We start from the raw sequence: 24,678 nt of genomic DNA, 5'->3' as shown, positions 1-24,678 counted from the left end.
AGGCTCGTACGCAAGATGACAGAGGACCTCTCACCAGCTGAGCGATACCAGGCGTCCCGGGTCCGTGCGGCCGAAGCGGCCACGGCTCTCGGCCCCTTCCGCGACCTGTACGACTTCCCGCTGGACCCGTTCCAGATCGAGGCGTGCAAGGCGCTGGAGGCGGGCAAGGGCGTGCTGGTCGCCGCCCCCACCGGGTCGGGCAAGACGATCGTCGGCGAGTTCGCCGTGCACCTGGCCCTGGAGCAGGGCCGCAAGTGCTTCTACACCACGCCCATCAAGGCGCTGTCCAACCAGAAGTTCGCCGACCTGGCCCGGCGGTACGGTGCGGACAAGGTCGGCCTGCTGACCGGAGACAACAGCGTCAACGCGGACGCGCCCGTGGTCGTCATGACCACCGAGGTGCTGCGCAACATGCTGTACGCCGGGTCCCAGGCGCTCGTCGGCCTGGGGTACGTGGTGATGGACGAGGTGCACTACCTCTCCGACCGCTTCCGCGGGGCCGTGTGGGAGGAAGTGATCATCCACCTGCCGGCGTCGGTGACCCTGGTCTCCCTCTCCGCGACCGTCTCCAACGCCGAGGAGTTCGGTGACTGGCTGGACACGGTGCGCGGCGACACCCAGGTGATCGTCTCCGAGCACCGCCCGGTGCCGCTGTGGCAGCACGTCATGGCCGGGCGCCGGATGTACGACCTCTTCGAGGAGGAGACCGACCACGGCGGCCGGGGCACCGGCCGCCGTGAGGTCAACCCCGACCTCGTGCGGCTCGCCCGGATGGAGAACCAGCGCGGCTACAACCCGCGTGAGCGCCGCCGCGGCAAGATGGTCCGCGAGGCGGACCGCGAGCGCGAGCGGCGCGCGCGGAGCCGGATCTGGACGCCGTCGCGGCCCGAGGTCATCGACCGGCTCGACGCCGAGGGGCTGCTCCCGGCCATCACCTTCATCTTCAGCAGGGCCGCCTGCGAGGCTGCCGTCCAGCAGTGCCTGGCGGCCGGTCTGCGGCTCAACGACGAGGACAAGCGCCGGCTGGTGCGGGAGATCGTCGAGGAGCGGACCGCGTCCATCCCCGGCGAGGACCTCCACGTCCTCGGCTACTACGAGTGGCTCGAGGGGCTGGAGCGGGGGATCGCCGCCCACCACGCGGGCATGCTGCCGACCTTCAAGGAGGTCGTCGAGGAACTGTTCGTGCGGGGCCTGGTCAAGGCCGTCTTCGCCACCGAGACGCTGGCGCTCGGCATCAACATGCCCGCACGCTCCGTGGTGCTGGAGAAGCTCGTCAAGTGGAACGGCGAGCAGCACGCCGACATCACCCCCGGCGAGTACACCCAGCTGACCGGCCGGGCCGGGCGCCGGGGCATCGACGTCGAGGGCCACGCGGTCGTCCTGTGGCAGCGGGGCATGGACCCGACCGGGCTCGCCGGTCTGGCGGGCACCCGTACCTATCCGCTGCGGTCCAGCTTCCGGCCCTCGTACAACATGGCCGTCAACCTCGTCCACCAGTTCGGGCGGCACCGGTCGCGTGAGCTGCTGGAGACCTCCTTCGCGCAGTTCCAGGCCGACCGGTCCGTGGTCGGGATCTCCCGCCAGGTCCAGCGCAACGAGGAGGGCCTGGAGGGCTACCGGGAGGGCATGACCTGCCACCTCGGGGACTTCGAGGAGTACGCGCGGCTGCGCCGCGACCTCAAGGACCGCGAGACGGAGCTGGCCAAGCAGGGAGCGGCCCAGCGGCGGGTGGCCGCCGCGTCGTCCCTGGAGAAGCTCAAGCCGGGAGACGTCATCCACGTCCCGACCGGCAAGTTCGCCGGGCTCGCCCTCGTCCTCGACCCGGGCCTGCCGGCGGGACGGACCAACGGCCACCGCGGTGTCGAGTACCACGACGGACCGCGCCCGCTGGTGCTGACCGCCGAGCGGCAGGTCAAGCGGCTGGCCCAGATCGACTTCCCGGTGCCGGTCGAGGCGCTGGAGCGGATGCGGGTGCCCAAGTCGTTCAACCCGCGCTCCCCCCAGTCGCGCCGCGACCTGGCCTCCGCGCTGCGGAGCAAGGCGGGGCACATCGATCCGGGCCGGCACCGCAAGCAGCGCTCCGCGGCGGCCGACGACCGGGAGATCGCCCGGCTGCGCACGGAGCTGCGGGCGCACCCCTGCCACGGGTGCGACGAGCGCGAGGACCACGCGCGATGGGCCGAGCGGTACCACCGGCTCCAGCGGGACACCCGTCAGCTGGAGAAGCGCATCGAGGGCCGGACGAACACCATCGCCCGCACCTTCGACCGGATCGTGGCGCTCCTGACCGAGCTCGACTACCTTCGGGGCGACGAGGTCACCGGCAACGGCCGACGGCTGGCGCGTCTGTACGGGGAGCTCGACCTGCTGGCGAGCGAGTGCCTGCGCGACGGGGTCTGGGAGGGCCTGAACCCGGCGGAGCTGGCCGCGTGCGTCTCGGCGCTGGTCTACGAGGCCCGGCAGGCCGACGACGCGGTCGCGCCCAAGCTGCCCTCCGGGCCGGCGAAGGTGGCGATGGGCGAGATGGTCCGTATCTGGGGCAGGCTCGACGCCCTGGAGGAGGACTTCAAGATCAGCCAGACGGAGGGGGTCGGCCAGCGCGAGCCCGACCTCGGCTTCGCCTGGGCCGTCTACATGTGGGCCTCCGGCCGGACGCTGGACGAGGTGCTGCGCGAGGCGGAGATGCCCGCCGGCGACTTCGTCCGGTGGTGCAAGCAGGTCATCGACGTGCTCGGCCAGATCGCGGCGGCCGCGCCGCGCGAAGGCGGCTCCACGGTGGCGAAGAACGCGCACAAGGCGGTCGACGCGGTGCTGCGGGGCGTGGTGGCGTACAGCTCGCTGGGCTGAGGCCCGGGCGGACGTGGAAGTGGCCGAGGGCCCGGAGCTGTCCGGCCTTCGGCCACGTCTGTTCGCGGTCCTCCGCCTCGGGGCGGTGGGCCGGGGCGGGTTCTCCTACGTCCTCCGCTTGTTCATCACGGCCACCCCCGCACAGACGGCCCCCAGTACGACCGTCAGACCTCCGACGATCACATTGCTGAGGACCACACCCATGTCGGGGCTCTGGCCCACGATCCAGGTCGACGCGATCAGCCAGGCGCCCAGCGCGCAGATGGCCAGGCTCATCCCGGTCATCCGTTCCGGCATGGCCGTGAAGCAGAGTGCCAGGACCGCGATGGCGAGACCGATCACGACGTTGTGGACCACCAGCGACGGCTGGTTCGCCGTGAAGTGAAGCACCCAGGGCGACACGGCGGCGTACAGACCGGCCAGGAAAACCGGTGCGTCCGCGAGGGCGGTGCTCCGGCCGCCGCCGCGCATCACGCGGTCATGACGTTCCCGCATCTCCGGGGCGTCGGGGTGACTCGATATGTCACTCCGGTGTGAGACGTTACTCATGGACTCCGTCTCTGGACTCCGTCTCCTTCCTACGGTGGAAGGGCGACCGCGCAACCTCCGTGCGGCCCTTGCACTCTCTCACCAGTGTGCCCTTATTTGTCCCTTATGTGCAGGTATCTGGGACAGGGATTTCCGCGCTTCCGTCGAGCCGGTCGGCCAGTGCCACGAGATCGGCCGTCCGCAGCACACGGCCCCCGTGGCCGGGCAGCGGCACATGCAGGATCCGCGTCCAGCGTTCCGGGACGGCGCCGAGGCCGTGGACCGCGCCCGCCAGCGTCCCGGTGACCGCGGCCACCGTGTCGGTGTCGCCGCCCACGTCGACGGCCGCGGCCAAGGCGCCTTCGAAACCGGTGGTGGTGCGGAGCGCCCAGAGGGCGGTGCCCAGACACGGCCAGACCGCGCCGTTGAACTCGGTCGCGTCGTCCGGGTGCCAGCCGGGCGCGAGTACGGCCGCCCACCGGGCCCGGTGGTCCGGGTGGACCTCGGCCAGCGCCGCCTCTACCGCCGCGAGCGGATCGGCTCCGCCCAGGGCCACGCGGACCAGCTCGTGGAGCACGGCCGTGCCCTCCCACGCGGCCCGGTCACCGTGGGTCAGTGCGGCGATACGGCGGGCGGCGGCCATGGTCGCCGCCCGGCCCCGGCGTGCGAAGTACACCGCGGAGGTGGAGGCCCGCATCAGCGAACCGTTTCCGGCCGCGCGTGCGTTGACCTGGAAGTGCAGGGCGGCCGCCAGGTCCCACGGCTCCCCGCTCGTCAGGACGTCCTCGGTCTGCAGCCCGATGTCCTTCGGATCGCCCGCCGCCCACCGCCTGAAACGGGCGAAGACGTCGGGCAGTTCGAGCCCACCGCACTCGACCAGCGACTCCCCGACCAGGACCGCCATCTGCGTGTCGTCCGTCGCCTCGCCAGGGTCCCAGCCGCCGCCCCCGCACAGCGTCCCCACGCCGTCCGGGAACCGGGCGGAGAAGACACCGGGCGGCCCGAACTCGAAGGGGGCGCCCAGCGCGTCACCGGCCGCCGAGCCGACCACGGCACCCCGCACCCGGTCACGGCGGCCCCCGTCCCCCCGCACGGGCGGGACGGGGGCGCGGTGTCGGGGGGCCCGAGGACTCATCCGGGCATCCTACGGACCCCGCGACGGGGTCAGTTCATCGGCATGAGCACGGTGTCGATGATGTACACGGTCGCGTTGGCGGTCTGGACGTTGCCGCAGACCACCTTCGCCGAGTCGTTCACGGTGTACGTCATGTCCGAACCCGACGTCGTGAGCTTCGTCTTGGCCAGGGTGTCGAAGGAGCCCTTCTCCAGCTGCTTCGGCGTCAGCTTCTGGCCCACCACGTGCGAGGTGAGCACCTTGGTGAGCTGCGCCTTGTCGGCGAGCAGCTTGTCCAGGTCGGCCTTCGGGATCTTGGCGAAGGCGTCGTTGGTCGGGGCGAACACCGTGATGTCCTGGGCGTTGTTCAGCGTGTCGACGAGGCCGGCCTGCTTGACGGCCGTGACCAGCGTGGACAGGGCCGGATTGTGGGACGCCGCCGTCGCGACCGGGTCCTTCGCCATGCCGTCGAAGGAGCCCGCGCCGTCCTTCGGCACGGTCGAACAGGCCGGACCGAACGGCTGGTCCATCGGCATGGTCTCCTCGGCCGGCGCACTGGAGGAACTGGCCTTCGCCGAGCTGGCGTCGGAGCCGGACGTGGAGGTGTCGCTGTCGCCGGAGCAGGCGGTGAGGGCCAACGGGAGCACGGCGGCGGCGGACACGGCGAGGGCGATGCGACGGAAGTGACGGGTGTTCATGGTGTTCTCCTGAAGTGGTGATCGGTCATGCGGTTCGGAAAGGACTTCGGAAAGGGCTTCGGAAAGGAACGAGGGGGGCGGGCCGGGGTCAGGTCACGTCGACCACCACCGAGTGCCATCCGGTCGCGCCGTCGGGGACGGTGCCGACCCGCTCGTCGGTCTGGGTGGCGCCTGTACGGTCCGTCGCGCGGACCTCCAAGGTGTGGTGGCCGCGGGTGGCGGGCCACTCCCACACCCACTGGCGCCAGGTGTCGTGCCCGGCCTCCGCCCCCAGGCGTGCGGTGTGCCAGGGTCCGCCGTCCACCCGGACCTCGACCCGGGCGATCCCCCGGTGCTGGGCCCAGGCGACCCCGGCCACGGGGACGGTGCCCGCGCCCGGTGAGGCGAAGGGGCGGGGGGTGTCGATGCGCGACTCGGTCTTGATCGGAGCCTCGCGTGCCCAGGTGCGCTTCACCCAGTACGCGTCGTAGGCGTCGAACGTCGTGAGTTCGATGTCCTGGATCCACTTGCAGGCCGAGACATAGCCGTAGAGCCCCGGGACGACCATCCGGACGGGGAAGCCGTGGTCGAACGGCAGGGGTTCGCCGTTCATCCCGAGCGCGAGCAGGGCGTCGCGGCCGTCCATGACCGCCTCGACCGGGGTGCCGATCGTCATCCCGTCGACCGAGCGCGCCACGATCTGGTCGGCGGGCCCGCCCCGCGACGGGGGCCTCACCCCCGCCTCGCGCAGCAGGTCGGCCAGGCGCACGCCGATCCAGCGGGCGTTGCCGACGTACGGGCCGCCCACCTCGTTGGAGACGCAGGTGAGGGTGATGTCGCGTTCGACGAGTTCCCGGTCCAGCAGGTCCTGGAAGCCGAGGGTGACGGGTCGCGTCACTCCCTTTCCGTGGATCCGCAGCCGCCAGGAGCCCGCGTCGACCCGGGGGACGACCAGGGCGGTGTCCACCCGGTAGAACTCCTTGTTCGGGGTGGTGAAGGGGCCGACGCCCCGGATCCCCAGATCCGCTCCCCCGGGGAGCGGGGCGGCGGGCGAGGACGGCGCCGGGAGCGTGATCGCGCCGCGCGAGGCGGAGACCCCGGCCAGCTGGGACGCCTGGAGCCGACGGCCCAGGATCCCGGCACCGGCCGAGGCCGCCGCCGCGGCGGTCGCCGCGAGCACGAACCCGCGGCGGTCGAAGGCGCCCTGCTCCCCGGCGCCCGCCTGGCCGCAGGCGGGCGCGGGGGCACCGCTCTCCGTCTCCCCAGCCGCGGGAGACGGGGCGGCGTACGGGGTGAGCCGGCCGGCCAGCGTGTACAGCAGGCCTGCGGCCACGAGGGCGCCCACGGCCGACGGCAGCGCGTCGAGGGCCCGGCCCTCGGGACGTCCCGCCGCCGCGGCCGCCCCGGCGGCACCGAAGAGCAGGACGGCCGCGGCGCCCGCGGCCCGGTGGCGCAGCGTCAGGAGTCCCACCGTCACGGCGAAGACCGCCAGCAGGACGAGGATCCCGAGCTGCAGAACCAGCTTGTCGCTCGTGCCGAAGTTGCGTACGGCGAAGTCCTTGACGGCCGGGGGCGTGCGGTCGATGACCGCCCCGCCCACCGCCGTGACCGGACCGGCCTCGGGACGCACGGCCGCGGCGACGAGCTCGGCCACGCACAGGGCGGCGAAGGCGGCGATCAGACCGCCGAGCGCGGCGAACGCGGCACGCGTCCGGCGGGAGGACCCGGACGGCGCGGCCTCCTGCTCCTGCGAAACGTATCGGTCTGTGCTCACACCGGGTCTTCGGCGCGGGGCCCCTCGGCGGATTGGTCGTTCACCCGATCGAGGGAAGTCCGATCATCGGCCAATCCGCCGGGGCCCCTGGCACGAATGACCCGCGAGGGGCCTCTGGGAACAGACCCCGGTCGGACGTGGAACACCGGGAGGGACCCGAATGACGAGTCAGCGGCGGCGCACGGCGGTGGTGGGGGCCGGAGTGGCGGGACTGACCGCCGCACACGTCCTGGGGCGGGACCACGACGTGACGCTGTACGAGGCCGACACCCGCCTCGGCGGCCACGCGCACACCCACGAGCTGACCTCCTCCGACGGCGGCACGCACCGCGTCGACTCGGGGTTCATCGTGCACAACCGGCGCACCTACCCGTATCTGCTCCGGCTCTTCGGCGAACTCGGCGTCGCGACACAGGAGTCCGAGATGAGCATGTCCGTGCGGTGCGAGGGGTGCGGCCTGGAGTACGCCGGTGCCCGGGGCGCCGCCGGACTGTTCGCCCGCCCCCGGTCCGCGCTGCGCGGACCGTACCTGCGGATGCTGACCGAGGTGCCGCGCTTCCACCGGGCGGCCCGTGCCCTGCTCGGCCGCCCCGAGGGCGGATCCCCGCTGACGCTGGGGCAGTTCGCGGCGCGCGGCCGGTTCTCCCCGTACTTCACCGCCCACTTCCTGAAACCGATGGTCTCCGCCGTCTGGTCGTGCGACCCGGTGACCGCCATGCGCTACCCCGCCCGTTACCTCTTCCGGTTCCTGGACCACCACGGGATGCTCTCGATCGGCGGCTCGCCGACCTGGCGCACCGTCACCGGCGGCTCGCACGCCTATGTCGAACGGGTCGCCAAGCAGGTGCACTCCGTGCGCACCGGGACGCCCGTCAGAGCCGTACGCCGGCACGGCGACGGCGCGGAGATCGTCACCGAGGACGGTGGCACCGAGGAGTACGACTCGGTCGTCCTCGCCACCCACCCCGACCAAGCGCTGCGGATGCTCGCCGACCCCACCGACGAGGAACGCGGCATCCTCGGCGCCTTCCGGTACTCCCGCAACCCCACGCTGCTGCACACCGACACCGCCCTGCTGCCGCGCAGCCGGGGGGCCGCGGCCTCCTGGAACTACCTGATGCCGTCCTGCGCGGCAGACGCCGACCGGGTCACCGTCAGCTACGACATGAACCGGCTCCAGCGCCTGGACGCGCCCGAGCGGTTCGTCGTCACGCTGAACGGCGCCGACCGGGTGGATCCCGCCCTCGTGCGGGCCCGCATGGTCTACGAACACCCCGTCTTCACCCCGGAGTCGGTCGCCGCCCAGGACCGTCTGCCCGGCCTGTCGGGCCCGGTCACCGCCTACGCCGGGGCGTACCACGGCTGGGGGTTCCACGAGGACGGCTGCCGCTCCGGTGCGCGGGCCGCCGCGGCGCTGGGGGTGAGGTGGTGAACAGCGCCCTGTACCCCTGCTCCATCACCCACATACGCACCGCACCCCGCCGGTACGCCCTGCGGCACCGCACCTACCTCTGGCTCATCGACCCGGACCGGCCGCCCCGGCTGCCGCGCGCCCTTCGCCCGCTGGCCCGGTTCGAGGCCCGCGACCACTTCGGCGGGACGGCCCCCACGGTGCGCGCCGGACTGACCCGGTTCCTGCGGTCCCGGGGTGTGGAACTCGGCGACGGCACCGTCACCATGCTCACCCAGGCCCGGGTCCTCGGCCACGTCTTCAACCCGCTGACCGTCTACTGGTGCCACCGCCCCGACGGCACCCCGCTCTGCGTGGTCGCCGAGGTCCACAACACCTACGGGGAACGCCACTGCTACCTGCTGCGCACCGACGCGGCGGGCCGGGCGGTGACCGGCAAGGACTTCTACGTCTCGCCGTTCTTCCCGGTGGACGGCGCCTACCGGATGCGGCTGCCCGAACCCGGCCCCCGGCTCGACCTGACGATCCATCTGGAACGGGACGGCGGCCGCCCGTTCACCGCGACCGTACGCGGCACCCGGCGCCCCGGCACGTCCGCCCAGCTGCTGCGTCTCGCCCTGCGCCACCCCCTGTCCACCGCGGCCGTCTCCGCGGCAATCCGGCTGCACGGCGTCCGGCTCTACCTGCGCCGGCTGCCCGTCCAGCCCCGTCCCCGCCATCGCACCCAGGAAGGCATGCAGTGAAGGTGCCCACCACGTCCCACCCCCGCCCCGGCATCCCGGACCAGGCGGGCCGGTCACGGCCCGCCCCCTCCCGTGCCCAGGCCGCCCCGAGCGCGCGCGTCGACCCGGAGCGCTGGCCCGGCGTCGCCGCCCAGCCGGCTGCCTCATGGGCCCGGACCGCCGTGGCCGAACGCCTCGTCCGGCACGCCCTGGGCGGGCTGCCCCTGCGCGTCCGGATCGCCGGGCACGACGGCATCGGCCAGGGCGGGCCGCTCATGGAGATCCGACGGCCCGACGCCTTCTTCCGGCGGATCGGGGCCGACGGGCTGGTCGGCTTCGGCGAGTCGTACATGGCGGGCGAGTGGGACGCCCCCGACCTCGTCGGCGTCCTGACCGTCCTCGCCGGGCACGCGGCCGACCTCGTCCCCGCGCCGCTCCAGCGGCTGCGCCGCCTGTGGGCCCCGCGCAAACCGGCGGAGCAGACCAACACCCCCGGGGGCGCCCGCGCCAACATCAGCCACCACTACGACCTGTCGAACGACCTCTTCGCCCTCTTCCTCGACGAGACCCTGTCCTACTCGGCCGCCGTCTTCCGCGGCTTCCCGGCCGAGCACGACCTCCTGCCCGCCGCCCAGCACCGCAAGATCGACCGGCTGCTGGACCTCGCCGGCGTCGGCCCCGGCACCGAACTGCTGGAGATCGGCACCGGCTGGGGCGAACTCGCCGTCCGCGCGGCCGCCCGCGGAGCCCGCGTCACCACCCTCACCCTCTCCCGGGAACAGCGTGAGCTGGCCCGGGAGCGGATCCGCGAGGCCGGCCACCAGGACCGGGTCGACGTCCGGCTCCTCGACTACCGGGAAGCCACCGGCCGTTACGACGCCGTCGTCAGCGTGGAGATGATCGAGGCGGTCGGGGAGGAGTTCTGGCCGGAGTACTTCCGCACGCTCGAACGGTGCCTCGCCCCGGGAGGGCGCGTCGCGCTCCAGGCCATCACCATGCCGGACGACCGGATGCGCGCCTCACGCTCCACCTACACCTGGATCCACAAGTACATCTTCCCCGGCGGGACACTGCCCTCCACCGAGGCGCTGGACCAGGTGACCACCGCCCACACCGGCCTGCGGACGCGGCGCCGCGACAGCTACGGCACGCACTACGCCGAGACGCTGCGGCTGTGGCGTGAGCGCTTCACCGAACGGGCCGAGGAGGTCGACGCGCTCGGCTTCGACGCGGTCTTCCGCCGGATGTGGACCTTCTACCTCGCCTACTCGGAGGCCGGATTCCGGTCCGGCTACCTCGACGTCCAGCAGATTCTCCTGACCCCTGAGGACCACGTGTGAGCAGCCTTCCCGAGAAGACCCTCGACCGGCCGGCGGCGGGACCCGGCGCGGCACAGCGGATCGCCCCCGTCATCGAGCAGTTCCTCGGCGGCCCCGCGCCGGTCAGGATCCGGATGTGGGACGGCAGCGAGACCGGCCCCGCCGACGCTCCCCTCGTCCACGTACGGTCCCGGCGAGCCCTGCGCCGGCTGCTCTGGGCGCCCGGCGAACTCGGGCTGGCCGAGGCCTACATCACCGGTGACATCGACATCGCCGACAACCTCGCGGACGGGCTGCGCGCCATGCGCCGCGCGTCCCGGGACCAGGGCCTGCGCCCGCCGCGGCCCGGTGTCGCCGGCCGGCTCCGCGCCGTCGGCACCGCGCTCCGCCTCGGCGCGATCGGGCCCCGGCCGCCGGTTCCCGCCGCCCGCGCCGGACTCACCGGCGCCCTGCACAGCAAGGCCCGGGACCGGGCCGCCATCAGCCACCACTACGACCTCTCCAACGCCTTCTACTCGCTGCTGCTCGACGAGACCATGGCGTACTCGTGCGGCTACTGGACCGACACCGCCCCGGAGTACGGGCCGGCCGACGCCCAGCGCGACAAGCTGGAGCTGATCTGCCGCAAGCTCGGGCTGGGCCCGGGTGCCCGGCTGCTCGACATCGGCTGTGGGTGGGGCTCCCTGACGCTCCACGCGGCGGCCCGCCACGGGGCCGAGGTCACCGCCGTCACACTGTCGCGGCAGCAGGCCGACCATGTGCGCGGCCAGGTCGAGGCGCGCGGCCTGGGACACCTCGTCGAGGTGCACCGCTGCGACTACCGCGACGTCACCGGGCTGCCCGGTTTCCGGGGCGGCTACGACGCCGTGTCCACCGTGGAGATGGGGGAGCACGTCGGCGACGCCGAGTACCCGGCCTTCACCGCCCTGCTCCACTCGGTGCTCCGGCCGCGGGGACGCGCCCTGGTCCAGCAGATGTCCCGGGGCGACACGGCACCCGGCGGGGGCGCGTTCATCGAGTCGTACATCGCGCCCGACATGCACATGCGCCCACTCGGCGAGACCGCCGGGCTGCTCGAAGGGGCAGGTCTGGAGGTCCGCCACGTCGAGTCGATGCGGGAGCACTACGTACGGACGGTCGAGGCCTGGCACCGCACCCTGGAGGAGCGCAGGCCCGAGTTCGTGGCGCTGGTGGGCGAGGAGACCGTGCGGGTGTGGCGGCTCTACCTGGTGGGCGGGGCGCTCGCCTTCGAGGAAGGGCGCATGGGCGTCGACCAGATCCTGTGCGTACGTCCCGGCGCCGACGGCGCGTCGGGGATGCCGGCCACCGGTCGCGGGTGGCACGCGGGTCGGGGCGCCCTCCCCACCGAGCAGCCGGGGCCCGTGCGGTGAACGGCGTCGACTGGGACGGATTCGGGTGGAACCTGGCGGCGGGGGCCGGCGCCGCGGCGGCCGTCATGCTCGTGACGTTCCTGATCGCGCTGCGGATGGGGGTGCACCGGGTCGTCGACGTGGCGTGGGGGCTGGGCTTCGCGGCCGTCGCCCTCGTCTCGTACGCCCTGTCGTGGGGCGACGGCGACGGGGCGCGCCGGGTCCTGGTGACCGTGCTGACCGTCGTCTGGGGTGGCCGGCTGGCCGTGCACATCGGACGCCGGGGGCGCGGTCACGGGGAGGACCCGCGGTACGCGGACATGCTCGCCAAGGCGCCGGGCGACCCCGACCTGTACGCCCTGCGCAAGGTCTACCTCCTCCAGGGCGGGCTGGTCTGGCTGGTCTCGCTGCCGGTCCAGGCCGCGTACCACCTGACGGGCCCGATGGGCTGGTGGGCCTGGGCGGGCACCGTGCTCTGGGCGGTGGGGCTCGGCTTCGAGGCGGTCGGTGACGCGCAGCTCGCCCGGTTCCGGCGCGATCCGGCGAACAAGGGCCGGATCATGGACCGGGGGCTGTGGGCCTGGACCCGGCATCCGAACTACTTCGGTGACTTCTGCGTCTGGTGGGGGCTCTTCCTGATCGTCTGTCAGGTGCCCGTGGTGGCCGCGGCGACCCTCGTCTCGCCCGTCGTGATGAGCCTGCTGCTGACCAAGGGGAGCGGGAAGGCGCTGCTGGAGCGGCACATGGAGGGGCGGCCGGGCTTCGCCGAGTACCGCGCCCGCACCAGCGGGTTCTTCCCGCTGCCGCCGGGCCGCCGCGGCTGAGGCCCCGCACGTACGCGCCCCCGGCCCGTGCGGGCCGGGGGCGCGTGCACGGGCGTCACCGCACGACAGGCTCTCAGGCGGCCGGGAATCCCATCAGGCCCAGGGGCTGGGTGGTCGGCCGGGCGGATCCGCCCGCCGGCTCCACCGTGATGCCCATGCCCGAGGCGCGGTCCACCGGTCCGTCCATGAGGACGGCCTCGTCGGTGTCCGAGGCCTCCACCAGCCCGGCCGAGCGCATGGTCCCGCCGTCGTCGAACCACAGCTGGTACACCTTGCCGCCCGGTGGACGGGCGAGGCCGGAGGCCGCGAACACCGCGCGGTTCTCGCTCTGCGAGACCACCACGGTGCCCCGCGCACCGCCCTCCAGCGCCGCCGAGACGGTCCTGGCGTCCGGAGCGGCCAGCACCCGCGACAGCTGCGTGTTGTGCTCCCGGGCCTGCCGCGCCTCCTGGCGGGCGTCCTGGGCGAGCTGGTTCTGCCACACGGCGACCCCGCCGAGGGCAGCGGCGGCGGCGACGCAGGCGGCGAGCGCGTACGTCGTCCAGCGGCCGGCCCGGCCCCGGGCGGCCCCGGCGCGGGAGATCCGGCCGTGCGACGGCGGCTCCTGCCGTACGGTCGTGATCTCCCGCAGCACCCGTGCCCGCATCGCGCCCGGCGCCGTCGCGGACACCGCCAGACCGAGCCGGGCGGCGGTGGCCGACAGCTCGCGTACCTCCTGGGCGCACGCCTCGCAGGCGCCCAGATGCCTCTCGAACGAGAGGCGTTCGTCCTCCGGCAGCGCGTGCAGGGCATAGGCGCCGGTCAGCGTGTGCAGTTCCGCCGTGCTCATGCGTTCACCCCCAGGCAGTCGCGCAGCCGGATGAGTCCGTCGCGCAGGCGGGTCTTGATGGTCCCCAGGGGGACGGACAGCAGTTCGCCGACCTCCCGGTAGGTCAGTCCGCGGTAGTAGGCCAGGGTCACCGACTCGCGCTGGATCTCGGAGAGCGTGCGCAGACAGCGCCGGACCTGTTCCCGTTCGAGCCGGGTCTCGACCTGCTCGGAGACCTCGTCGAAATCGGGGGTGCGGTCGAGCAGGGCGGCCTTGTGCTCCCGCACGGCCGCGGCCTGTGCGGAGCGGACGCGGTCCACGGCCCGGTGGTGGGCCAGGGTCAGCACCCAGTTCATCGCGCTGCCCCGGGACGGCTGGAAGCGCGGTGCGGTGCGCCAGACCTCGACCAGTACCTCCTGAGCCACCTCCTCGGACTGGGCCGGGTCGCGGAGCACGCTCCGGACCAGGCCGAGGACCGGGCCGCTGACCTGGTCGTACACCTGCGTGAAGGCGTCCTGGTCGCCGCGGGCGACCTGGACCAGCAACTCCTGCAGATCAGGCCCCGGCGAGGGAATCCCACTGATGTGTACGGCTTCTTTCACGCGGACGTTCCTCCCGGGCACGTGACGGTTTCCTGCTGTCATTCGGAGTCGACTGCCCAGCGGATTGGCCTGTGGCCGGAAATCCTCGCACGCCTTTGCGTACGGGCCCCCCGCCCTATCCGAACCTCTGCGGTGTGAGTTAGGTTAGGCATACCTAAGTGACCGATGTCCGGTCGCCCCCGGCCCGCCCATTGGAGAACCCGGATGCGCCCCTTCAGCAGCCGCGCCGTAGAGCCGACCCCCGCCGAGCGGGTGCGGTCGATCCTGGCCGCCGCCCGCTCGATGTCCGTGCTGACCGACGGGGTGTCCACCGAGGTGCACCACCTCGACGGCACCGGCGTGATGGGACACCTCCACCTGCACGAGCCGTCCGAGACCGCGCCCGCCGCCTCGGCCGTGCGCATCCCGATCAGACTGGAGCTCACCGACATCGCGCCCACCCCGGTCCGCGACCGGCTGCGCGCCCGCGTCACGCTGACGGGGCTGCTGGCGGCCCCGTACGACGCGGAGTCCACCGAGAGCACGTGCATGGAGTTCGGCCAGGCGGTCCTGGAGGACGGCACGGGCCGCACGTTCGTCTCCCTCGACGACCTCCAGGCCACCACCCTGGACCCGCTGGCCACGTGCGAGGCCGGCATGCTGACCCACCTCCTGGACGGCCACGGCGAACTGGTCCCGCTGCTGCTGCGCCTCGTCCGGCCGCAGCCCCGCCGGGGCCTGCTGCGGGCCGTCCCCGTCGCGCTGGACCGCTACGGCGTCACCCTGCGCCTGGAGTACCCCGACGGCTACGAGGACGTCCGGCTGCCGTTCGCCACCCCGGTGACCGACATCGACCACGCGGGCTCACGGATCCACGGCCTGCTGACCGCGGCCCGCCGGGCGTCCCACCCGAACCGCCTGCTGGCCTGACGTCGTCTCACACCGCCGGGCGGCGCCACTCCCGTACCAGGAGCCAGCCGAGATAGGCGCCGCCGACGGCCATCGTGTACAGGCCGACCGGCAGGTTGTCGAAGAACGGGAGCTGCTGCGCGGCGAGGTCCGCCACTACCAGCAGGAGCGCGCCGAGCAGCGTGGACATCATCAGATGCGGTCCACCGCCGCGCGTGACCCGCTTGGCGATCTGAGGCGCCGTCAGTGAGACGAACGCGATGGGGCCGGCGACGCTCACCGCACCCGCCGACAGCACGATCGACAGCAGGACGGCGGCGGTCGTGATCCGCCCCGGCCGCGAGCCGAGCCCGGTGGAGATGTCGTCGCCCATCTCCCCGATGCCCAGCGGTCGCGCGAGGAGCGCGGCGAGCGGCAGGCAGACGAGCAGGACGGTCCAGATGGTGGCGGCGTCGTCCCAGGACCGGGCCGCGAGACTGCCGTTGATGTACGCGGTCAGCGCGCTCGCCTTGTCCCGTTCGACGGCGTAGACGACGTACTGGGTCAGCGCGGTCGCCATCGCGGCCACGCCGATGCCCGCGACGACCAGCCGTCCGGGACTGCGGAAACCGGTGCCGGTGGAGACGTAGACCAGGGCCATGGCGAGCACCGCGCCGAGCAGGGCGCCCACCGAGACCGGAAGGGTGTCGGGCAGGAACAGGGCCGTGGCCGCCGCCCCCGCACCGGCGCCCGCGCCGAGGCCGATCACGTCCGGGCTGCCCAGCGGATTGCGGGTGACGGACTGGAACAGAGCCCCGGACAGCCCGAAGGCCGCACCGGTCGCCACGGCCACCACGAGCCGGGGGCCGCGCAGCCGGTTCAGCACGAAGGCGTCCTTGCCCGTGGCCTCCCCCATGAGGGCGGAGGGCAGTTCGGCGAGACCGATGCCGAGCCGGCCCAGCGTCAGCGTCGCCACCGCACAGGCGCACAGCAGGACCAGCGCGACGGCGCCGGCGACCAGGGTCGACCGGCGCACGGGCACCGACACCCAGGGGCCGATCCGCACCACGCCGCGGCGCTGTCGGGGGGCCGGGTGGCTCCGGGCCGCCTCTGCGGTCCCGGCCGGACGGGCCGTGTTCATGCGGGTCCCCTCATACGGCGGACGGCGAGGAGCAGGGCGGGCGCTCCGACGAAGGCGGTGACGACACCGACCATGAGCTCCTCCGGTCGCAGCAGCACCCGCCCGACGACGTCGGCGAGCAGCAGCAGCGAGGGCCCGACCAGGGTGGAGAAGGCGATCTGGAGCCGGAAGTCGGCCCCCACCACCATCCGGACCAGGTGCGGAACGGCCAGGCCCACGAAGGCGATCGGCCCCACCGCGGCGGTGGCCGCCGCGCTGAGCAGAGTGGCGGCGAGCAGCCCCGCCCCCTTGATCCGGACCGGGCTGACGCCCAGTGAGGCCGCCTTGTCGTCACCCATCGCCATGGCGTTGAGGCCCGGCGCCAGCACCAGGGCCAGCAGGAGACCGGCGACGGCGAACGGCAGCACCGACCAGGCGGCGTCGAAACCGCGCCCGCCGAGCGCCCCCACCACCCAGTACCGGTAGGTGTCGAAGACCCGCGGCCGGGAGAGAGCCACCCCCTGGATGTACGCGCCGAGGACCGCGGAGAGCACCGCGCCGGCCAGCACCAGCCGGACCGGGCTGCTGCCGCCCCCGGCCGTGCCGATGGCGTACACCGCGACGCCCGTCACCAGCGCGCCGGCCAGCGCCCACCACACGGTGTCCCGCTGGCCGGAGACGCCGAGGAACGCGGTGGCGGAGACGACGCCCGCCGACGCCCCCGCGTTGATGCCGAGGATGCCGGGCTCGGCCAGCGGATTGCGCGTGATGCCCTGCATGAGCGTGCCGGCGACCGCGAGGCAGAGGCCCGCGAGCACCCCGAGGACGGTGCGCGGGTAGCGGCTCTCGACGACCGTACGGAGGTACTCGTCCCCGCCCCCGGTGACCACCCGCAGGACATCGGCCGCCGGTGTCTGTTTGCTGCCGAACATCACGCTCGCGAAGAGCGCGAGGGCCAGCAGGACCAGGCACACCAGGGCGGCGAGGGAGAGCGCGGCCGGGCCCCGCCGCAGGGCGGCGGGGCCCGGCCGGGCCGACGTGGACACGGTCACGCCCAAAGCTCCGTGACTACTTTCCGGCCTTGGCGACGGCCTTGTCGATCATCGGCAGGTAGCGCTCGATGCTGTACGGCACGGTCAGCGGGTTGATCATCGACGAGGCGGTGACGAACGGCTGGTCGGAGCTGTGGACCAGCGCACCCTTCTTCACCGCGGGGATCGCCGCGTACAGCGGCTGCGCCTCGATCTCCTCGCGGCTCTTCTCGTCGCTGTAGAAGGTGAACACGACGTCGCTGCCGGAGAGCTTGTTGGCGTTCTCCAGGCCGATCAGGGCGGAGTCGGTGCCCTCGGTCTCCTTGAAGGTGTCCACGACCGGGTCGACCTTCAGACCGAGCTTGCTCAGCACCTCGACGCGCTGCTCCTCGGGCTTGAACACACCGAGGGAGCCGGGGCCGGAGGTGTAGATGTACGAGAACGTGACGTTCTTGTAGTCGGGGCGGGTCGCCGCGGCGTCGGAGAGCTGCTTGTCGATCTTCGACGTCAGCTCCTTCGCCTTGTCCGGCTGACCGAGCGCCTTCGCGACGATCTCGATCTGCTGGTCCCAGTTGGTGCTCCACGCCTTGTCGGGATAGGCGACGGTCGGCGCGATGTCCTTGAGGATGTCGTACTGCTTCTGCGTGATGCCCGACCAGGGGGCGAGGATGACGTCCGGCTCCAGCTCGGTGATCGCCTCGATGTCGAGCTCCTCGCCGCCGTCGAACTGCTCGGGCAGGGTCCCGCCGGACTTCGTCACGGCGTCGTGGATCCACGGCAGGTAGCCGGACTTGTCGCTGCCCCAGGCGTAACTCTCGATGCCGACCGGGACGTTGCCCAGTGCGATGGCCGTCTCCGCCGAGCCCTGGCCCAGGGTGACCACGCGCTTCGGCGCCTTCTCGATCACGGCGTCGCCCAGGGCGCTCCTGATCGTGACGGGGAACGCCCCTGCCTCGGCCTTCGCCCCGGTGTCCGCGGCGTCCTCGTCCGCGTCGTCCGAACCGCAGCCGCCCACCAGCAGGCCGAGCGAGACCGCGGCCGCGCCCGCGGCGAGAACGCGGCGGCGAAGAGGGGTGAACAGAGAGGGCATGACGGTTCCTTGTCTGCGAGCAGGGGTGAAGCGCCTGTCCGCACGGCCGCCCGGTGGACGCGGACGGACCTCGGGCGGACGCCTGTACCGAGGCGCTTGTTAGGTAACCCTAATTGATGAGAACCGGGGTGGATGCGGAGGGGGAGGCGATCCGGGCGGGCCGCGGGGGCCGCCGCGGCGACGGGCGCCGGTAGCGGGCGGCCGGCCGTCGGCCGGTGGTCGGGACCGCTCGTGGTCCACAGCACCCCCCGGGGCGTGAAGGCGTCGCGCTTGAAGGGGAGTTGAGGTGAGGCGGCCCCGACGCCGGTGCCGCAGGAGACGTGGGGCGGCCCCGCCGGGCCGCCTGGCCGGGCGCGACGGGGCGGCGGCCACGCCCGCGGATCGAGACGGATCCGTGCCCTTCGGGCCTCGAAGTGACGCCCCTTACGCCGCGCCGGTCACACCGCACGGCGCCCGCACACACGAAGCCCGGCCGGCGTCCTGTCGGGGACGGCGGCCGGGCTCCGGGGCGCTTCGGCGGTGGCCGGTGCTACGCGGCGCTCTCCTGCTCGCGCTCCACCTGCTCGTTCCACTCGCGCTTCACCGCGCGCCAGGCGTCGTCGTTCTGGCCGAGCCGCCAGTAACCCGAGATCGACAGCTGCTGGACCGGGATCTGCCGCTCCAGGCGCAGATGGCGCCGGATCTCCTTCACGAAGCCCGCCTCGCCGTGGACGAAGGCCTGCACCTCGCCCTCGGGGAACTCCAGCGCCTTCACCGCCTCGGTGAGCAGCTCACCGACGGGACGCCCGCCGCGGTGCAGCCAGGTGACCTCGACCCCGTCCGGCGTGAGGAGCTTCTGCTCCTCCGAGGCGTCCGGCACCTCGACGAAGGCGTGCACCGGCGCGCCCGCCGGCATCTGCTCCAGGGAGGCGGCGATCGCCGGAAGGGCGCTCTCGTCACCGACCAGAAGATGCCAGTCGGCCGAGGCCTCCGGCACGTAACCCCCGCCGGGGCCCAGGAAGGTCACCTGGTCACCGGGCCGGGCACGGGCCGCCCAGGGGCCGGCGAGTCCCTCGTCGCCGTGCACCACGAAGTCGACGGCCATCTCCCGTGCGTCGGGGTCCCAGGAGCGCACCGTGTACGTACGGGTGGTCGGCCACTGCTCGCGGGGGTACTCCTCGCGGATCCGGGCCATGTCGAAGGGGTGGGAGTAGTCCGCGCCCTCGGGGGCGAAACACAGCTTGATGTAGTGATCGGTGAATCCGGCGAGGGCGAAGTCCGCCAGACCGTCGCCGCCGAGGACCACGCGCACCATGTGCGGGGTGATCTGCTCGGTGCGCACGACCTGCGCGCCCTGTGCCTTCGGTGCCCGGCGGGCCGGCCGCTCTGCCACGAGGTTCTCCCTGCTCTGGAAATGTACGGATCCCGGTGTACGGGGCTCACACGTGTGCGGAACCGGGTACGCAGATGTACTTAGGTCTACCTAAGTTAGCACTTCACGCCTGAAGGGTGACGAGCAGGCGCTGGAGCGACCCGCCCAGGCCCCACCGCGCCGCGAGCGCTTCGAGCGCCGCCGGGTCGCGCGGCTCCCGGGGGAGCGCGGGGTCGAAATCGGGCAGCGGCACGTCGTCGGCCACCCGTACGACCTTCGGCGCGACCGCCACGTACGCCCGCGCCTCGTCCAGCCGCCTGCGCTGCGACGGTGTCAGCCGGGCCGCCGGATCGTCCACCGCGGCCATGATCCCGGCCAGGTCGCCGAACGCGTCCAGCAGCTTCGCCGCCGTCTTCTCGCCGATCCCGGGGACTCCCGGCAGGCCGTCGCTGGGATCGCCGCGCAGCAGCGCCAGGTCGACGTACCCCGCGCCGTCCACGCCGTACTTCTCGCGCAGCCACGCCTCGTCCGTCATCTGGAGCGTCCCCACCCCCTTCACCGGGTAGAGGACCCGGATCCCGCGGGCGTCGTCGACCAGCTGGTAGAGGTCGCGGTCGCCCGTGACGATGTCGACCGGGCCCGTGGCCCGTCCGGCCAGCGTGCCGATCACGTCGTCCGCCTCGTAGCCCGCCACGCCCACCCGGGCGATCCCCAGGGCGTCCAGGACGTCCTCGATGACCGGGACCTGCGGGGAGAGCGTGTCGGGGACCTCCTCCTCGTCGGGCAGGCCGGCGGCGGTCTCGGTCGCCACCCGGTGCGCCTTGTACGTGGGGATCAGGTCGACCCGCCACTGCGGACGCCAGTCGGCGTCCATGCAGGCGACCAGCTCGTCGGGCCGGTGGTCCTGCACCAGGCGTGCGATGAAGTCGAGCAGCCCGCGCGCGGCGTTCACGGGGGTGCCGTCCGGTGCGCGCACCGAGTCCGGGACGCCGAAATAGGCGCGGAAGTAGAGGGAGGCGGTGTCGAGGAGCATCAGGCGTCGCGTCACGCTCCCGATCATGCCGCACGGCACCGACAGGATCCCGGGCGGCGAGCGTGCGGTTCCCGCATACACAGGCTTCCGGAGTGAGCTGGGTCACACATGTGTTTGCCTCGTGTAAGTGGGGGCAGGCGCGCCATCGGAGCGGACCACGTCCATTTTTCAACCAATGCGCGTGCTCTGCGGACCGAATCCGCCCGCTCCACGGTCTGCCGTAGGGGGTGGCAGACCGTTTTTCGGTTCAACGCGCGTGAGGTGTATGTGTCAAGGCTGCAAGCCGAGCACTTGTACAAGGTGTTCGGCAGACGACCCGATCAAGCCGTGCAGAAGCTCGAGAACGGTGCGAACCGTGAGGAGTTGCGCGCCGACGGAACGACCGCAGCGGTGATCGACGCATCGTTCACCGTGGAGCCGGGACATATCTTCGTCGTCATGGGGCTCTCCGGTTCGGGGAAGTCGACCCTGCTGCGCATGCTCAACGGGCTCCTGGAGCCGACCGCCGGCCGTGTGCTCTTCGACGGGGAGGACCTGACGGCGCTGAGTCCGCGAGATCTGCGGGACGTCCGCTCCAAGAAGATCAGCATGGTCTTCCAGCACTTCGCGCTCTTCCCGCACCGGAGCGTGCTGGAGAACGCCGCCTACGGCCTGGAGGTCCAGGGCGTGTCGCGCGTCGTGCGCGAGGAGCGCGCCGCCCAGGCCCTGGAGCTGACCGGCCTCGCCGGCTGGGAGAAGTCCTGGCCCGACGAGCTGTCCGGCGGTATGCAGCAGCGTGTGGGCCTGGCCCGCGCGCTCGCCACCGACGCCGACCTGCTGCTGATGGACGAGTCCTTCAGCGCGCTCGACCCGCTGATCCGGCGCGACATGCAGGACCAGCTCCTGGAGCTCCAGAAACGGCTGAAGAAGACCATCGTCTTCATCACCCACGACCTCAACGAGGCCATGCGCCTGGGCGACCGCATCGCCGTCATGCGGGACGGCCGGATCGTGCAGCAGGGCACCGCCGAGGACATCCTGGTGCGGCCGGCCAACGACTACGTGGCCTCCTTCATCCAGGACGTGGACCGCTCCCGGGTGCTCACCGCCGGTTCGATCATGGAGGCGCCCGAGAAGGGCCGCTCCCACGAGGACCTGGTGGCCGAGGCCCCCGCGACCGTGACCGCCGAGACGCCGGTCGCCGAACTGTTCACCCCCTGCTCGACCAGCGGGCTCGCGGTCGCCGTGACGGACGCCGACGGCGGCCTCATCGGCATGGTCCCGCGCACCCGGCTGCTTGCCGCCCTCGGCGAGGAACCGCAGATCGACGAGGTGCCCGCCGTCCCTGCTGCCGCGGGCGAGGTCAAGAAGGTGAACGCCGATGCCTAGGTTCTCCTTCGGCGAGTGGGTCGAGGACGCGGTCGACTGGCTCCAGTCGAACCTCACCTGGATCTTCGACGCCATCAAGACCGTCCTCGGCGGTATGTACGACGGCGTCAACGCCGTCCTGGGCGGCGGTGAGCCGCTGCTGATGGCCGCGATATTCGCCGTTCTCGCGTTCTGGCTGCGCGGGATCATCCCGGCCGTCCTCACCTTCGCGGGCTTCGCGCTCATCGACTCCCTCGCCCTGTGGGACGAGGCGATGGCCACGCTGTCGCTGGTGATCGTGGCCGCTGTCATCACCATCGTGATCGCGGTGCCCATGGGTATCTGGGCCGCTCGCAACAGCAAGGTCAGCGCCACGCTGCGGCCGGTTCTCGACGTCATGCAGACGATGCCGGCCTTCGTCTACCTGATCCCCGGCGTCATGTTCTTCGGCGTCGGCGTCACCCCCGGTGTGATCGCCACGATCGTCTTCGCGATGCCGCCCGGCGTCCGTATGACCGAGCTGGGCATCCGCCAGGTCGACGGTGAGCTGGTCGAGGCGGCCGAGGCCTTCGGCACCACGCCGAAGCACACCCTGACCCGGGTCCAGCTGCCGCTCGCCCTGCCGACGATCATGGCCGGGATCAACCAGGTCATCATGCTGGCCCTGTCGATGGTCGTCATCGGCGGTATGGCCGGTGCCGGCGGTCTCGGCGAGAAGGTCTACGCGGCCATCACCCAGCTCCAGGTCGGCCTCGCCGCCGAGAGCGGGATCGCCGTGGTCATCCTCGCCATGTACCTCGACCGGATGACGGGCGCGCTCAACGAGCGGGTCTCCCCGCTCGGCCGGCGTGCCGCGGCCAAGGCCGCCGCCGGTGCGCGGCGCATGAAGTTCGCGCACTACAAGCCCGGCACCGCCGTCGCCATGGTCGGCGTCGTCGTGCTCGCGCTCGTCGCGGGCGGGCTGAACATCGCGGGCTCCTCCGACGACTCCAAGGGCTCGCAGGCCGCCGCCGGCGACGTCGGCAAGGGCCAGAAGATCAACATGGGCTACATCCCGTGGGACGAGGGCATCGCCTCGACCTTCCTCTGGAAGGAGATCCTGGAGCAGCGCGGCTTCGACACGGGCGTCACCCAGCTCGACGCGGGCCCCCTCTACTCCGGCGTCGCCCGCGGCGACATCGACTTCCAGACGGACGCCTGGCTGCCGACCACGCACAAGGACTACTGGGACAAGTACAGCGACCAGCTGGAGGACTACGGCTCCTGGTACGGGCCGACCTCGCTGGAGCTGACGGTTCCCTCGTACGTGAAGGGCATCGACTCGCTCGAGGACCTCAAGGGCCAGGGCAAGAAGTTCAACGGCAAGATCATCGGCATCGAGGCCAGTGCCGGGATGATGGGCACCCTCAACAAGCAGGTGCTCAAGGAGTACGGCCTGGAGGGCGAGTACGAGGTCGTCTCCTCCAGCACCTCCTCGATGCTGGCCGAGCTCAACGCCTCCATCAAGAAGAAGGAGCCCGTCGTGGTGACCCTGTGGTCGCCGCACTGGGCCTACGGCGCGCACGACCTGAAGAAGCTCAAGGACCCCAAGGGTGCCTGGGGCAAGGGCGAAGAGGTCCACACCGTCGCCCACAAGGGCTTCGCCGAGAAGTCACCCGTCGTCGCCGACTGGCTGAAGAACTTCGAGCTCACCGAGAAGCAGCTCACCGGCCTGGAGAACAAGATCCAGGAGGCCGGACAGGGCAAGGAGCAGGACGGCGTACGCGCCTGGCTCAAGGAGAACCCGGACGTCGTCGACAAGGCGGCCCCGCTGCCCGCCGGCAGCGACGGCGGTCGGCCCGCGCAGGGCAAGGACGCGGGCAAGACCGTCAACATGGGGTACTTCCCGTGGGACGAGGCCATCGCCTCCACCTACCTCTGGCAGAACATGCTGGAGGACCGGGGGTACAAGACCACGGTCAAGCAGCTCGACCCGGGCCCGCTCTACACCGGTCTCGCCCAGGGACAGCTGGACGTCCAGTTCGACTCCTGGCTGCCCACCACGCACAAGGACTACTGGAACCGGTACAAGGACAACCTCACCGATCTCGGCTCCTGGTACGGGCCGACCTCGCTGGAGCTGACGGTTCCCTCGTACGTGAAGGGCATCGACTCGCTCGAGGACCTCAAGGGCCAGGGCAAGAAGTTCAACGGCAAGATCATCGGCATCGAGTCGAGCGCCGGGATGATGGGCACCCTCAACAAGCAGGTGCTCAAGGCGTACGGCCTGGAGGGCGAGTACGAGGTCGTCTCCTCCAGCACCTCCTCGATGCTGGCCGAACTGAACCGGTCGATCAAGAAGAAGGAGCCGGTCGTGGTGACCCTGTGGTCGCCGCACTGGGCCTACGGCGCGCACGACCTGAAGAAGCTCGAGGACCCCAAGGGTGCCTGGGGCGAGGGTGAGCAGATCCACACGGTCGCCAAGAAGGACTTCGCCAAGGACTTCCCGGAGCTGACGGGCTGGCTGAAGGACTTCAAGCTGAGCGAGGACCAGCTGGCCTCCCTGGAGGTCGAGCTCCAGAAGGGCGGTGCGGGCAAGGAGAAGGAGTCCGCCCGGCACTGGATGGACGCCCACCCCGACGTCGTGGAGCAGCTGACGCCGGTCACCGGCTGATCAACGGCAGTCACCCCGAGGGGGACGGCCCCGGTAGCGCACCGGAGCCGTCCCCCTCAGGCTTGTCCGCAGGAGCTCTCCCGCGGGCAGGACGGGACGGCACCCGGGAAGCCCCGGGAGGTCTTCGTCCGACCACTTCCGCGTCATCCCGCGAAGGACATGCGTAGGGTGCTGGCAACCGGGAGGATGG

Annotated in this window: 20 protein-coding genes; 9 read left to right on the top strand and 11 right to left on the bottom strand. The window is 72.2% G+C overall.

Going from position 1 to position 24,678, the window contains the following annotated elements; genetic code table 11:
- Positions 1 to 15: 15 nt before the first annotated feature.
- Positions 16 to 2,847: a DEAD/DEAH box helicase gene (locus SACTE_RS05190; RefSeq protein WP_014044975.1), complete on the top strand. Its 2,832-nt coding sequence runs from the start codon at positions 16 to 18 to the stop codon at positions 2,845 to 2,847.
- A 105-nt stretch (positions 2,848 to 2,952) separates the two neighbouring features.
- On the opposite strand, the gene SACTE_RS05185 is transcribed toward SACTE_RS05190, so the two are convergent.
- The 4 genes from SACTE_RS05185 to SACTE_RS05170 all read right to left on the bottom strand — a co-directional run bounded on the left by SACTE_RS05185 (position 2,953) and on the right by SACTE_RS05170 (position 6,847).
- A complete protein-coding gene (locus SACTE_RS05185) occupies positions 2,953 to 3,396 on the bottom strand; it encodes an SPW repeat protein (protein ID WP_014044974.1) in 444 nt (147 codons plus the stop codon).
- A gap of 103 nt (positions 3,397 to 3,499) precedes the next feature.
- Positions 3,500 to 4,510, bottom strand: a complete 1,011-nt coding sequence (locus SACTE_RS05180) for an ADP-ribosylglycohydrolase family protein (protein ID WP_014044973.1) — start codon at positions 4,508 to 4,510, stop codon at positions 3,500 to 3,502.
- Between the two features lie 29 nt (positions 4,511 to 4,539).
- Complete coding sequence (locus tag SACTE_RS05175) at positions 4,540 to 5,187, bottom strand: fasciclin domain-containing protein (RefSeq protein ID WP_014044972.1); 648 nt, start codon at positions 5,185 to 5,187, stop codon at positions 4,540 to 4,542.
- A gap of 88 nt (positions 5,188 to 5,275) precedes the next feature.
- Positions 5,276 to 6,847 carry a molybdopterin-dependent oxidoreductase gene (locus tag SACTE_RS05170; protein ID WP_202434253.1) on the bottom strand — a complete coding sequence of 524 codons (1,572 nt, stop codon included), beginning with the start codon at positions 6,845 to 6,847 and terminating at the stop codon, positions 5,276 to 5,278.
- Positions 6,848 to 7,100: 253 nt separating this feature from the next.
- On the opposite strand from SACTE_RS05170, the gene SACTE_RS05165 reads away from it, so the two are divergent.
- Genes SACTE_RS05165 through SACTE_RS05145 form a run of 5 tightly spaced genes read left to right on the top strand, consistent with a single transcriptional unit; the run spans position 7,101 to position 12,586 of the window.
- Entirely contained in the window at positions 7,101 to 8,372 is a 1,272-nt protein-coding gene (locus SACTE_RS05165) for an FAD-dependent oxidoreductase (RefSeq protein ID WP_014044970.1), read from the top strand.
- A complete protein-coding gene (locus tag SACTE_RS05160) occupies positions 8,366 to 9,094 on the top strand; it encodes a DUF1365 domain-containing protein (protein WP_014044969.1) in 729 nt (242 codons plus the stop codon). Before SACTE_RS05165 ends, SACTE_RS05160 begins: the two co-directional genes overlap by 7 nt.
- Positions 9,091 to 10,413, top strand: a complete 1,323-nt coding sequence (locus tag SACTE_RS05155) for a cyclopropane-fatty-acyl-phospholipid synthase family protein (protein ID WP_014044968.1) — start codon at positions 9,091 to 9,093, stop codon at positions 10,411 to 10,413. The genes SACTE_RS05160 and SACTE_RS05155 overlap by 4 nt, the downstream gene beginning before the upstream one ends.
- A complete protein-coding gene (locus SACTE_RS05150) occupies positions 10,410 to 11,783 on the top strand; it encodes a cyclopropane-fatty-acyl-phospholipid synthase family protein (RefSeq protein ID WP_014044967.1) in 1,374 nt (457 codons plus the stop codon). Before SACTE_RS05155 ends, SACTE_RS05150 begins: the two co-directional genes overlap by 4 nt.
- A complete protein-coding gene (locus SACTE_RS05145) occupies positions 11,780 to 12,586 on the top strand; it encodes a DUF1295 domain-containing protein (RefSeq protein ID WP_014044966.1) in 807 nt (268 codons plus the stop codon). The genes SACTE_RS05150 and SACTE_RS05145 overlap by 4 nt, the downstream gene beginning before the upstream one ends.
- A 73-nt stretch (positions 12,587 to 12,659) precedes the next feature.
- Here SACTE_RS05145 and SACTE_RS05140 read toward each other — a convergent pair whose 3' ends face one another.
- Both SACTE_RS05140 and SACTE_RS05135 read right to left on the bottom strand, forming a co-directional pair.
- Positions 12,660 to 13,415 carry an anti-sigma factor gene (locus tag SACTE_RS05140; RefSeq protein WP_014044965.1) on the bottom strand — a complete coding sequence of 252 codons (756 nt, stop codon included), beginning with the start codon at positions 13,413 to 13,415 and terminating at the stop codon, positions 12,660 to 12,662.
- A complete protein-coding gene (locus SACTE_RS05135; protein ID WP_014044964.1) occupies positions 13,412 to 13,996 on the bottom strand; it encodes a sigma-70 family RNA polymerase sigma factor in 585 nt (194 codons plus the stop codon). The genes SACTE_RS05140 and SACTE_RS05135 overlap by 4 nt, the downstream gene beginning before the upstream one ends.
- A 204-nt stretch (positions 13,997 to 14,200) precedes the next feature.
- On the opposite strand from SACTE_RS05135, the gene SACTE_RS05130 reads away from it, so the two are divergent.
- Positions 14,201 to 14,905, top strand: coding sequence for a DUF2470 domain-containing protein (locus tag SACTE_RS05130; protein ID WP_014044963.1), 705 nt, complete (start codon positions 14,201 to 14,203; stop codon positions 14,903 to 14,905).
- A gap of 7 nt (positions 14,906 to 14,912) precedes the next feature.
- Here the strand turns inward: SACTE_RS05130 and SACTE_RS05125 are convergent, their stop codons facing one another.
- From SACTE_RS05125 to SACTE_RS05105, 5 genes are all read right to left on the bottom strand, one after another.
- A complete protein-coding gene (locus SACTE_RS05125) occupies positions 14,913 to 16,004 on the bottom strand; it encodes an iron chelate uptake ABC transporter family permease subunit (protein WP_014044962.1) in 1,092 nt (363 codons plus the stop codon).
- Complete coding sequence (locus SACTE_RS05120) at positions 16,001 to 16,996, bottom strand: iron ABC transporter permease (RefSeq protein ID WP_258403228.1); 996 nt, start codon at positions 16,994 to 16,996, stop codon at positions 16,001 to 16,003. The genes SACTE_RS05125 and SACTE_RS05120 overlap by 4 nt, the downstream gene beginning before the upstream one ends.
- A gap of 55 nt (positions 16,997 to 17,051) precedes the next feature.
- Positions 17,052 to 18,104 (bottom strand): iron-siderophore ABC transporter substrate-binding protein, encoded by a 1,053-nt coding sequence (locus SACTE_RS05115; protein WP_014044960.1) that lies wholly within the window; start codon positions 18,102 to 18,104, stop codon positions 17,052 to 17,054.
- A gap of 529 nt (positions 18,105 to 18,633) precedes the next feature.
- Positions 18,634 to 19,476: a siderophore-interacting protein gene (locus SACTE_RS05110; RefSeq protein ID WP_014044959.1), complete on the bottom strand. Its 843-nt coding sequence runs from the start codon at positions 19,474 to 19,476 to the stop codon at positions 18,634 to 18,636.
- A 103-nt stretch (positions 19,477 to 19,579) separates the two neighbouring features.
- Positions 19,580 to 20,488: a 5'-3' exonuclease gene (locus tag SACTE_RS05105; protein ID WP_037759489.1), complete on the bottom strand. Its 909-nt coding sequence runs from the start codon at positions 20,486 to 20,488 to the stop codon at positions 19,580 to 19,582.
- Positions 20,489 to 20,755: 267 nt separating this feature from the next.
- On the opposite strand from SACTE_RS05105, the gene SACTE_RS05100 reads away from it, so the two are divergent.
- Complete coding sequence (locus SACTE_RS05100) at positions 20,756 to 21,856, top strand: glycine betaine/L-proline ABC transporter ATP-binding protein (protein WP_078492593.1); 1,101 nt, start codon at positions 20,756 to 20,758, stop codon at positions 21,854 to 21,856.
- Positions 21,849 to 24,488 (top strand): ABC transporter permease/substrate binding protein, encoded by a 2,640-nt coding sequence (locus SACTE_RS05095; protein WP_014044956.1) that lies wholly within the window; start codon positions 21,849 to 21,851, stop codon positions 24,486 to 24,488. Before SACTE_RS05100 ends, SACTE_RS05095 begins: the two co-directional genes overlap by 8 nt.
- The last annotated feature ends 190 nt before the right edge of the window (positions 24,489 to 24,678 follow it).

The organism is Streptomyces sp. SirexAA-E, from assembly GCF_000177195.2.
GTDB lineage: Bacteria > Actinomycetota > Actinomycetes > Streptomycetales > Streptomycetaceae > Streptomyces > Streptomyces flavovirens.
Note: the sequence above shows the minus strand (reverse complement) of the source record. Positions and strands in the feature narration are given on the sequence as shown.